This window comes from Achromobacter ruhlandii (assembly GCF_902859695.1).
Classification (GTDB): domain Bacteria; phylum Pseudomonadota; class Gammaproteobacteria; order Burkholderiales; family Burkholderiaceae_B; genus Achromobacter; species Achromobacter ruhlandii.
This window is the reverse complement of sequence record NZ_CADIJL010000002.1, coordinates 57,517-68,511: the sequence shown is the minus strand read 5'-3', so window position 1 is coordinate 68,511 and position 10,995 is coordinate 57,517. Positions and strand designations below refer to the sequence as shown.

Annotated in this window: 8 protein-coding genes; 5 read left to right on the top strand and 3 right to left on the bottom strand. The window is 68.9% G+C overall.

Annotated elements, in window-relative coordinates:
• The first annotated feature begins 81 nt into the window (after positions 1-81).
• Positions 82-600, top strand: coding sequence for a hypothetical protein (locus HV742_RS02615; protein ID WP_254600923.1), 519 nt, complete (start codon positions 82-84; stop codon positions 598-600).
• 343 nt (positions 601-943) lie between these two features.
• Here the strand turns inward: HV742_RS02615 and HV742_RS32500 are convergent, their stop codons facing one another.
• Together HV742_RS32500 and purN are read right to left on the bottom strand one after the other, a co-directional pair.
• Entirely contained in the window at positions 944-2,308 is a 1,365-nt protein-coding gene (locus HV742_RS32500; protein WP_059273033.1) for an RsmB/NOP family class I SAM-dependent RNA methyltransferase, read from the bottom strand.
• A 1,174-nt stretch (positions 2,309-3,482) separates the two neighbouring features.
• The gene (purN, locus tag HV742_RS02605) at positions 3,483-4,148 is read right to left on the bottom strand and encodes a phosphoribosylglycinamide formyltransferase (protein ID WP_049073141.1); all 666 of its coding nucleotides are present in this window, start codon (positions 4,146-4,148) and stop codon (positions 3,483-3,485) included.
• A gap of 63 nt (positions 4,149-4,211) precedes the next feature.
• Here purN and HV742_RS02600 point away from each other — a divergent pair, with 63 nt between their 5' ends.
• From HV742_RS02600 to coaBC, 4 genes are all read left to right on the top strand, one after another.
• Positions 4,212-5,177, top strand: coding sequence for a bifunctional riboflavin kinase/FAD synthetase (locus HV742_RS02600; RefSeq protein WP_063568717.1), 966 nt, complete (start codon positions 4,212-4,214; stop codon positions 5,175-5,177).
• Positions 5,167-8,028, top strand: coding sequence for an isoleucine--tRNA ligase (ileS, locus tag HV742_RS02595; RefSeq protein WP_175144400.1), 2,862 nt, complete (start codon positions 5,167-5,169; stop codon positions 8,026-8,028). Before HV742_RS02600 ends, ileS begins: the two co-directional genes overlap by 11 nt.
• 2 nt (positions 8,029-8,030) lie before the next feature.
• Positions 8,031-8,555 (top strand): signal peptidase II, encoded by a 525-nt coding sequence (gene lspA, locus HV742_RS02590; RefSeq protein ID WP_175144399.1) that lies wholly within the window; start codon positions 8,031-8,033, stop codon positions 8,553-8,555.
• Between the two features lie 154 nt (positions 8,556-8,709).
• The gene (gene coaBC / locus HV742_RS02585) at positions 8,710-9,906 is read left to right on the top strand and encodes a bifunctional phosphopantothenoylcysteine decarboxylase/phosphopantothenate--cysteine ligase CoaBC (RefSeq protein WP_175144398.1); all 1,197 of its coding nucleotides are present in this window, start codon (positions 8,710-8,712) and stop codon (positions 9,904-9,906) included.
• A 94-nt stretch (positions 9,907-10,000) separates the two neighbouring features.
• On the opposite strand, the gene HV742_RS02580 is transcribed toward coaBC, so the two are convergent.
• Positions 10,001-10,990, bottom strand: coding sequence for a Bug family tripartite tricarboxylate transporter substrate binding protein (locus HV742_RS02580; protein ID WP_049073136.1), 990 nt, complete (start codon positions 10,988-10,990; stop codon positions 10,001-10,003).
• Positions 10,991-10,995: the final 5 nt, after the last annotated feature.

Below are 10,995 nucleotides of genomic sequence, written 5' to 3'. Positions count from 1 at the left end.
CTTTTGACGGCAAGCTCGCGGCCGGTGCGGCGGCCCGCCGGCAACGCCACTGGCGTCATCCTGGCGGGGAATCGTCGGCACATGGCCACTGGGTTTTGGCCGCCCGTCGCCGTTAAAGTTCCTGTCAGGCTGAGCCGCTGTCTTGCGGCCGCCACGCGCCTGGCGCACACTTCGGCCCGCCATCACCGCTCCCACCGCTACACGATGTTCGTCGAAAATATCCGTCCCTATTTTGTTTCCACCCTGGCTGCCGCGATGGTTTCCCTGGCCATGCCCGCTAGCGCCCAGTCCCTGAAAACCGGGGACATAGCCGTGCTGGCGTCTTATTACGAGATCCGCGGATCGGATTGCCTGGCCCTGCGCGCGCCCCGCGTCACCATTACCCTGCAGCCGCGCCTGGGCGTCGCCAGCATCGTGCAGACGCGCGGCCAGGCCGGCGATTCCGGACGTTGCGCGTATAAGACAGTGCCAATCGCGCAATTGGTCTATCAAGCCAACCAGCCCGGGTCCGATTCCCTGGCCTGGGAAGTGAAGTACCAGAACAAGACCATCGGAATCCGCCGCTATAGCGCCACGCTCGGCATCGCGCCGGCCCCTTGAGCGAGCCGGCGGCTTTCGCCCCGCAGGCCGGGCGTCGGAACAGGTCCGTGGACAGCCGGTCGGATCGGTCCATCGACTGACCCGCCCCCAGCGCAATCGGCGCCAGGACGGCCGGCTCGGGGTCCGGCCTCATGAACTGGCCTCATGAACTGGCCTCATGAACTGGCCTCATGAACTGGCCTCACGGATCGGCCTCACGGACCGGCCTCACGAACCGGCCTCACGAACCGGCCTCACGAACCGGCCTCACGAACCGACCTCACGATCCGGCTTCACGGACCGCCTTCACACACCGCCTTCACGGACTGGCCACGTGGACCGGCCCCACGGGCCGGTCTCACACTCAGGCCGCGGGCTTGTCGTCGGAGGCGGCCGTGATCGGCGCCGCCTCGTCGTCTTCCACGCCTTCGACGGCCAGCGCGCCCTCTTCCAGCGGCGCCTCGGCGCCGAGGTCGGCCCCGGCATCGGCTTCGGCAGCCGCAACCGTTTTCTTGCGGCGCTCGAACACGGCGGCAAAGAAGCCGTCGGTGCCGTGGACATCCGGTCGCAGCTGGACGTAAGGCCCCTCCAACTTCAGGTTCTCGCAGCGGGCCGCCAGGATCTCGGCCGCGTCAATGCGCTCGAAGTCGGGGTGGCTGGCCAGGAAGCGTTCGGCCTGCACCTCGTTTTCCTCGGCCAGCAGGCTGCAGGTGGCGTACACCAGCCGGCCGCCGGGCGCGACACAACGCGCGGCGCTGTTGAGGATGCGTTCCTGCAATTGGCCCAGTTCAGCCAGCGCCTCGGGATGCTGACGCCATTTCAGGTCGGGATTGCGGCGCAACGTGCCGATGCCGCTGCACGGGGCGTCGACCAGCACGCGCTGGGCCTTGCCGGCCAGCCGCTTGACGCGGGCGTCGTTCTCGCTTTCGATCGCCACCGGCACCACGTTCGACAGGCCGCTGCGGGCAAAGCGCGGCTTGGCACGCGCCAGGCGGGCCGCCGAGACGTCGAAGGCATAGAGGCGGCCGGTCGAGCGCATCAGCGCCCCCAGCAGCAGGGTCTTGCCGCCAGCGCCGGCGCAGAAGTCGATGACCATTTCGCCGCGGCGCGGCGCCACCAGCAAGGCCAGCAACTGGCTGCCTTCGTCCTGCACCTCGATGCTGCCATTCTCGAACTGCGGCCAGCGGTTAATGGCCGGACGGCCTTCCATGCGGATGCCCCAGGGCGAATACGGCATGGCAACGGGTTCGTAGCGGCCGGCGCTTTGTTGCAGTTCGGCCAGCATGGCGTCGCGTTCGACCTTGAGCGGATTGACGCGCAGGTCCAGGCTGGCCTGGCGGTTGAGCGCTTCGATCAAGGTTTCGGGGCTTTCCATGGCGCCCAGGCGCTCGTCAAGCCAATCGGGGATGCTGCCGCGCACGGCGCGCGGCAGCGTCGCCAGGTCAATCTGCAGGACGCGCTGGAGCCATTCGGCTTCGGCCGGGTCCAGGCCCTCCTGCAGCGTTTCCTTGCCCAGCGTGGCGGCCAGGCCCAGGATGGCCAGGCGGCGTGAAGCCGGCCCCACGCCGCTTTCGCCGAACTGGCGGTAGCGGCGCAGGTGGCGCAGCACGTCGTAGACGGCTTCGGCCACTTCCGAGCGGTCGCGCGCGCCCAGGCCGGGATGGCCACGCAGCCAGTGCGACAGGGCCGCGTCGGCCGGGTAGGTCCATTGCAGGATCTCGCCCAGCACACGCTGCACCTGGTCGATGCGGCTGGCGGCATACGACAGGCGCGGCCGGTTGAATTGCGGTTTCTGCGGGGCCGCATCACGCTGGCCCTGGCCTTCGCGACGGTCGGAACCTTGGAAGCCACGCTCGCCATCGCGGCCTTCGCCGCGCGGGGCGCCGTAGGACGGGCGCGAATCCGGACGGCCAAAGCCTTCGCGGCGGTCCGAACCGAAGGAACCGCGCTCGCCGCCACGGCCTTCGCCACGCGGGGCGCCGTAGGACGGGCGCGAATCCGGACGGCCAAAGCCTTCGCGGCGGTCCGAACCGAAGGAACCGCGCTCGCCGCCACGGCCTTCGCCACGCGGGGCGCCGTAGGACGGGCGCGAATCCGAACGGCCAAAGCCTTCGCGACGGTCTGAACCGAAGGAACCGCGCTCGCCGCCCCGGCCTTCGCCGCGCGGGGCGCCGTAGGACGGACGCGAATCCGGACGGCCGTAGCCTTCGCGGCGGTCCGAACCGTGGGAACCGCGCTCACCGCCCCGGCCTTCGCCACGCGGAGAATCATAAGCGGGGCGTGAATCCGGGCGGCCCTGGCCTTCACGGCGGTCCGAACCGAAGGAACCGCGCTCGCCGCCACGGCCTTCGCCGCGCGAAGCGCCGTAGGACGGGCGTGAATCCGGGCGGCCATAGCCTTCGCGGCGGTCCGAGCCGAAGGAACCCCGCTCACCGCCACGGCCTTGGCCCTGGCCTTCACGACGGTCCGACCCGTACGCGCCACGCTCGCCACGGCCTTCACCACGGCCGCCTTCGTAGGAAGGGCGCGGCGTCGGGCGGCCCGAGCCTTCGCGACGGTCGCCGCCGAAGGAACCGCGTTCGCCACGGCCCTCGCCGCGCGGCGCCTCATAGGAGGGGCGCGGGGCCGGACGGCTGTCGCGGCGCTCGTCGGGACGGCCTTCGCGGCCGCTGGCGGCGCGCTCGGGGCGTGGCGCGCGCTCCTGGGCGGCGCGGGCCTCGCCCTTGGGACGCGAGAAGAAGGAGCGGCCGTCGCGCCCTTCGGCGGAGCGTCCGCCGGCGGCTGCCGGGCGGGAACGCGGGGATTGGGGTTTGCTCATGGTGTATTCCAGTGGGGCGGACACATGCCGCCCGATAAATGCGATTCAGGGCCGTCGGCGGCCCGGCTGCGCGGCTGGCGTCGGCTCAGGCCGCCGCGGACCAGGTGAACAGGCGATCAGGATCGCCCTGCACGTCCACCCGGTGGTCATTCGTCAGGGTAACCCGGCCCTCGGCCAGCCAGCGCACGGCGGTTGGAAAAGCCTGGTGTTCGACTTCCAGCACACGTTCGGCCAGCCTTTCCGGCGTATCGCCGGCCAGGACCGGCACGCAGCCCTGGGCAATGATGGGGCCATGGTCCAGCACCGGCGTCACGAAATGCACGGTGCAGCCATGCACCCGCACCCCGGTGGCCAGCGCCTGGGCGTGCGTGTGCAGCCCCGGGAACGCCGGCAGCAGCGACGGATGGATGTTGACCAGGCGGCCGCTGTAGCGATTGACGAAGCCGGGGGTCAGCACCCGCATGAAGCCGGCCAGGATGACGTAGTCCGGCGCGTGCAGGTCGATTTCCGTGGCCAGCGCGGCGTCGAACGCTTCGCGGCTGGCATAGTCCTTGTGGTACAGCGCCGCCGTGGCGATGCCCTGGGCCGCGGCCCATTCCAGGCCGGCGGCGTCCGGCCGGCTGGCGATCACGGCGGCAATCGTGGCGGGCCAGCCCTGTTGGCGACAGGCCTGGACCAACGCCTGCATGTTGCTGCCTCGTCCCGAGATCAGGATGACGATGCGGCGCGGTGGTGTAGAAGTTTCCGGCAAGATGAGCGATCCAAATTGGGGATGACGAACAATCCCGTAACCCAAAATTGTAAACTCTCGCTCGTGAAACCACCGCTGCGCATCCACCGATCCCTTCCGCCGCCCGCCCAGCGCGCTCCCAGCGCGCTGACCATCGGCAATTTCGACGGCGTCCACCGAGGACACCAGGCCATGCTGGCGCGCGTCTGCCAGGTCGCGCGCGACCGCGGCCTGACGCCCGCCGTAATGACCTTCGAGCCGCACCCGCGCGAGTACTTCGCCACGCTGAACCAGCGTCCCGAGCTGGCGCCCACCCGCATTTCCGGGCTGCGCGACAAGCTGGCGGCGCTGGCCCGCTATGGCGTTTCCCAGGTCGTGGTCGAGCGCTTCAACGCCCGCCTGGCCGAAATGTCGGCCAACGCCTTCATCGAGAACCTGCTGGTGCGGGGGATGGATACCAAGTGGCTGCTGGTGGGCGAGGACTTCCGCTTCGGCCACAAGCGCAGCGGCGACATCGACCTGCTGCGCGAAGCCGGCCTGCGCCATGGCTTCGAGGTGCAGACCCTGGCCGACGTCACCGACCGCCACGGCCACCGCATTTCCAGCTCGGAAGTGCGCACCGCCCTGGCGGTGGGCGACCTGGACCGGGCCCGCCACCTGCTGGGCCACCCCTTCCATATCAGCGGTCACGTGATCCACGGCCAGAAGCTGGGCCGCACCCTGGGCTATCCGACCATGAACCTGCGGGTGGCCGAGCGCTGCGCGGCCCGCTCCGGCATCTACGTGGTGCAGGTCTATGGCCTGGCCGAGCGCGCCCTGCCGGCGGTGGCCAGCCTGGGCGTGCGCCCGACCGTCGAGGACCGCGGACGCGTGCTGCTGGAAGCGCACCTGCTCGACGAGACCATCAACGCATACGGTAAACTCGTGCGTGTCGAATTCCTGCAAAAGCTGCGGGACGAAGAAAAATTTCCTGATCTCCCTTCCCTGACTGCCGCCATCGCCGAAGACGCGCGAAACGCGCGCGCCTATTTTGCCGTTCATGGACTATAAAAAGACCCTCAACCTGCCCGATACCCCCTTCCCCATGCGGGGCGACCTCGCCAAGCGCGAGCCCGCCTGGATTGCGCAGTGGGAGGAAAACCACGTCTACCAGGCGATCCGCGCCGCCAGCCGCGGCCGTCCGCGCTTCGTGCTGCACGACGGTCCGCCCTACGCCAACGGCGACATCCACATCGGCCACGCGGTCAACAAGATCCTGAAGGACATCATCGTCAAAAGCCGCAACATGGCCGGCTACGACGCGCACTACGTGCCGGGCTGGGATTGCCACGGCATGCCGATCGAGATCCAGATCGAGAAGAAGTACGGCAAGCACCTGCCGGTGGCCGAGGTGCAGTCCAAGGCGCGCGCCTACGCGCTCGAGCAGATCGACCGCCAGCGCAAGGACTTCAAGCGCCTGGGCGTGCTGGGCGAGTGGGATCGTCCCTACATGACGATGAACTTCAGCAATGAAGCCGACGAGATCCGCGCCCTGGGCCGCATCCTGGACAAGGGCTACGTGTTCCGCGGCCTCAAGCCCGTGAACTGGTGTTTCGACTGTGGCTCGGCGCTGGCCGAGGCCGAGGTCGAATACGCCGACCGCGTCGACCCGGCGGTGGACGTGGCCTTCCCGTTCGCCGAGCACGACAAGCTGGCCAAGGCCTTCGGCCTGGACAAGGTCGACGACGGCGCCATCGTCATCTGGACCACCACGCCCTGGACCATCCCGTCCAACCAGGCGCTGAACCTGCACCCCGAAATCGAATACGCGCTGGTGCGCGTGTCGCCCGCCCCCAAGTTCGGCCCGCTGCTGCTGATCGCGCGCGACCGGGTCGAGGCCTGCCTGAAGGGTTGGAACCTGGAAGGCGAAGTCATCGCCACGGCCCCGGGCGCGGCGCTGTCGGGCATCGAGTTCCGCCATCCGCTGGCGCAGTTCGAAGCCGCCTACGACCGCAAGGCCCCGGTCTACCTGGGCGAGTACGTCACGGCTGACTCGGGCACTGGCGTGGTGCACTCGGCCCCCGCCTACGGTATCGAGGACTTCATCTCGTGCAAGGAGCACGGCATGAAGGACACCGACTTCATCAGCCCGGTCATGGGCGACGGCAAGTACGTCGACAGCCTGGCGCTGTTCGGCGGCCTGTCGATCTGGGACGCCAACCCCAAGATCGTCGAGGCCCTGAAGGAAGCCGGCGCGCTGATGCACGTCGAAAAGCACAAGCACAGCTACATGCACTGCTGGCGCCACAAGACGCCCATCATCTACCGCGCCACCAGCCAGTGGTTCGCCGGCATGGACGTGCAGCCCAAGGATGGCGGCCCGACCCTGCGCGAATCGGCGCTGGCCGGCATCGACGCCACGGCCTTCTACCCGGCCTGGGGCCGCGCCCGCCTGCACGCCATGATCGCCAACCGTCCGGACTGGACCCTGTCGCGCCAGCGCCAGTGGGGCACGCCGATGGCCTTCTTCGTGCACAAGGAAACCGGCGCGCTGCATCCGCGCACCTCCGAATTGCTGGAACAGGTCGCGCAACGCGTCGAGCAAGGCGGCATCGAGGCCTGGCAGACGCTGGACCCGCGCGAGTTGCTGGGCGACGAAGCCGACCAATACGAAAAGAACCGCGACACGCTGGACGTGTGGTTCGACTCGGGCAGCACCCACGCCACCGTGCTGGGCGGCAAGGACGGCGATTTCGCCGGCTCGCACGGCGCCGAACTGGGCTGGCCCGCCGACCTCTACCTGGAAGGCTCCGACCAGCACCGCGGCTGGTTCCATTCGTCGCTGCTGACCGGCTGCATGCTGTATGGCCAGCCGCCCTACAAGGCGCTGCTCACGCACGGCTTCGTGGTGGACGGCCAGGGCCGCAAGATGAGCAAGTCGGTCGGCAACGTGATCGCGCCGCAGAAGGTGTCCGATTCGCTGGGCGCCGAAATCCTGCGCCTGTGGGTCGCCTCCACCGACTACTCGGGCGAGCTGTCGATCTCCGACGAAATCCTCAAGCGCGTGGTCGAAGGCTACCGCCGTATCCGCAACACGCTGCGCTTCCTGCTGGCCAACCTGGCCGACTTCGACGCCGTGTCGCAATCCGTTCCCTACGGCGAGCTGTTCGAGATCGACCGCTATGCGCTGGCCATGACGGCGCAGATGCAGGCCGAGGTGCAGGGCCACTACGAACGCTACGACTTCCACCCGGCGGTTTCGCGCCTGCAGACGTTCTGCTCGGAAGACCTGGGCGCGTTCTACCTGGATATCCTGAAAGACCGCCTGTACACCTCGAAGGTGGACAGCGTGGCCCGCCGCTCGGCCCAGACCGCGCTGCTGGACATCACCCAGACGCTGCTCAAGCTGATGGCGCCGATCCTGTCGTTCACGGCCGAAGAGGCCTGGAAGGAACTGGTCGGCTCGGCCCTGAAGCACCAGGCCGACGCCGCCCGCGTCACCATCTTCACCGAGGTCTACCACGCGCTGCCGCCGTTCGCCGACGCCGAGGCCCTGTCGGCCAAGTGGGCGCGCCTGCGCGCCATCCGCGCCGAAGTCCAGCGCAAACTGGAAGAAGTGCGCACGGGCGGCGACATCGGTTCGTCGCTGCAGGCCGAGGTCGACCTGTACGCCAGCGGCGAAGACCAGCAATTGCTGGCCAGCCTGGGCGACGACCTGCGCTTCGTGCTGATCGTCTCGCGCGCCACCGTGCACGCCGGCGAAGGCGAGACCCGCATCGAAGTCACGCCGTCCAGGCACAAGAAGTGCGAGCGCTGCTGGCACTGGCGCCTGGACGTGGGCCAGGATCCGGATCACCCCGAGATCTGCGGCCGCTGCGTGTCCAACCTGTTCGGCTCGGGCGAAGCCCGCGACAAGGCCTGAGCATGGCCGGCCCCCAAGGCACCGCCAGCGCGGCGTCCGCCGGCGCGCCCCCCGCAAGGGTGGGCCGCTGGCTGGCCATCGCGCTGGCCATCATCGTCCTGGACCAGCTGACCAAGGTGTACTTCAACACCTCGTACCAGTACGGCGAGCGGCTGAACCTGCTGCCGTTCTTCGACTTCACGCTGCTGTATAACCGCGGCGCGGCGTTCAGCTTCCTGGCATCCGAGGAAGGCTGGCAACGCTGGCTGTTCACCGGCCTGGGCATCATCGCCGCGGTGGTCATCACCGTCATCCTGCGCCGCACCCGTGGCCAGCCGCGCTTCTGCCTGGCGTTGACCCTGATCCTGGGCGGCGCCATCGGCAACGTGATCGACCGGGTGGTGTATGGCCACGTGGTGGACTTCCTGCTGTTCTACTGGCGCGACTGGTATTTCCCGGCCTTCAATCTGGCGGACGTGGGCATCAGCTGCGGCGCCGTGCTGCTGGTGCTGGACGAGCTGCTGCGGGCGCGCAAGCCGCGCGCCTGACGCCCTCCCCGCCCCCTTCGAAACCCGGCCCTAGGCCGGGTTTTTGTCCATTTGAGCCCCCCTGCACGCATGGCGAACGGCGCGATGTGGCAATGCGGAATAAAATCACTGTCCGTTCCCTGATTCGACGGCATCCAAACGCCGTCCGACGCCCATGCTCGACCTCGCCCGCAAACGCATCGTCCTCGGCCTGACCGGTGGCATCGCCTGCTACAAAATCGCCGAGCTGGTGCGGCGCATGACCGAACAAGGCGCCGTCGTCGACGTGGTGATGACCGAGGCGGCCACGCACTTCATCACGCCGGTGACCATGCAAGCCCTGTCCGGCCGTCCGGTGTTCGTCGATGCCTGGGACCCGCGGGTGCCCAACAACATGGCGCACATCGACCTGACGCGCGGCGCCGACGCCGTGCTGATCGCGCCGGCCAGCACCGACTTCATGGCCAAGCTGGCGCACGGCATGGCCGACGACCTGCTGTCGACGCTGTGCGTGGCGCGCGCCTGCCCGCTGCTTGTCGCGCCCGCCATGAACCGCGAAATGTGGGCCAACCCGGCGACCCAGCGCAACGTGGCGCAACTGCGCACCGACGGCATCAGCATCCTGGGCCCGTCGGCCGGCGAACAGGCCTGTGGCGAGACCGGCGACGGGCGCATGCTTGAAGCCCATGAAATCCTCGCGGACCTGATCGCCTTCTTCCAGCCCAAGCTGCTGGCCGGCCGCCACGTGCTGCTGACCGCCGGCCCCACCTCCGAGCCGGTCGATCCGGTGCGCGTGCTGAGCAACCGCTCGTCGGGCAAGACCGGCTACGCCCTGGCCCGCGCCGCGCGCGAAGCCGGCGCCCGCGTCACGCTGATCACCGGCGCCACCGCCCTGCCCGTGCCGCGCGGCGTCACCGCCCTGTCGGTGATGACGGCGCGGCAGATGCACGACGCGGTGATGGCCAGCGCCGCCGACGCCGACATCTTCATCGCCGTGGCGGCCGTGGCCGACTGGCGCGTCAAGAACGTCAGCAACCAGAAGCTGAAGAAGACCAGCGAAGGCGGCGGCGCGCCGCAGATGGAATTCGAGCCCAATCCCGACATCCTGGCCGAAGTGGCCAAACTGAAGGACGGGCCGTGGTGCGTGGGTTTTGCGGCAGAGACCGAAAAGCTGGCCGAGCACGCCGAGGCCAAGCGCCAGCGCAAGGGCATTCCGCTGCTGGTGGGCAACCTGGCGCACAAGGTGATGGACGCCGACACCACCGAACTGGTGCTGTTCGACGCGCAGGGCGCGCACCCGCTGCCGGCCGCCGACAAGCTGGACGCCGCGCGCCGCCTGATCGCCGAGATCGCGGCGCGGTTGCCCGCCTGACACGCTGGCGATCGTCCGAGACAAAAAAAAACGCCAGACGCGAGTCTGGCGTTTTTGTTTGCGGCGCCCGCTGCGATCGGCGGGCGCGGCGGCTTCACTGCTCCAGGCTGATGTTGGCGGCGCGCACGATATCGGCCCACTGCTTGCGGTCGTTCTCCAGGAACTGGCCGAACTGCTCGGGCGTCATGCCGGTGACCGGCTCCGAACCCAGGCCGGCCATCTTCTCCTTCACGCCGGGCTGCTTGAGCACGTCCTGCAGCGCCGCGTAGTAGGCGGCCAGCACGTCGGCCGGCAGGCCGGCCGGCGCGAACACGCCCTGCCAGGTCGGCATGTCGAAGCCCTTCAGGCCCTGCTCGTCCAGCGTGGGCACGTCGGGCAATTGCGGCGAACGCTTGAGCGAGGCCACGCCGATGGCCTTGACCTTGCCCTGCAGCGCCAGCGGCGCGGCGGTGGAGATGTTGTCCATCGTCATCGCGATATGGCCGCCCAGCAGGTCGGTGATGACGGGCGCCGCGCCACGGTAGGCCGCGTGCGGCACCTTCACGCCCAGCTTGTACAGCATGGTCTCGGCGATCAGGTGGTTGGAGATGCCCACGCCGGCGGTGCCGTAGGTGGCGGTCGGCGTCTTCTGGAAGTAGTCCTTCAGTTCGGCCAGGTTGTTGGCCGGCACGTCCTTGTTGACGATGACCACGTTGGGCTGCACCGCCGCCAGCGTGATGGGCGTGAAGTCGGTCGGCTTGTAGCTGGTGCCCTTGGCGTTGAGCACATGGGTGATGGCCATGGAGCCGGCCGCGGCGATACCGATGGTGTAGCCATCGGGCTGCGATTGCGACAGGCGGAAAGCCATGATGTTGCCGCCGGCGCCGGCCAGGTTTTCCACCACCACGGTCTGGCCCAGGCGCTGCGACAGCGGCTCGGCCAGCAGGCGCGCCAGCGTGTCGGCGGAGCCGCCGGGCGCGAAGCCCACCAGCAGGCGCACCGGCTTGGTCGGTTTCCAGGCGTCGGCGGCCAGGGCCGGCGCGGCCGCCAGGGCGCTGGCGGCGAACAGTGCGCCCACGGCGCGTTGCAAAGTACGGCTGAACATGAAGT

Coding starts and splice junctions, on each gene's coding strand:
- HV742_RS02615 (WP_254600923.1), top strand. CDS start 82: ATGGCCACTGGGTTTTGGCCGCCCGTCGCCGTTAAAGTTCCTGTCAGG.
- ileS (WP_175144400.1), top strand. CDS start 5,167: ATGGACTATAAAAAGACCCTCAACCTGCCCGATACCCCCTTCCCCATG.
- lspA (WP_175144399.1), top strand. CDS start 8,031: ATGGCCGGCCCCCAAGGCACCGCCAGCGCGGCGTCCGCCGGCGCGCCC.
- coaBC (WP_175144398.1), top strand. CDS start 8,710: ATGCTCGACCTCGCCCGCAAACGCATCGTCCTCGGCCTGACCGGTGGC.
- HV742_RS02580 (WP_049073136.1), bottom strand. CDS start 10,990: ATGTTCAGCCGTACTTTGCAACGCGCCGTGGGCGCACTGTTCGCCGCC.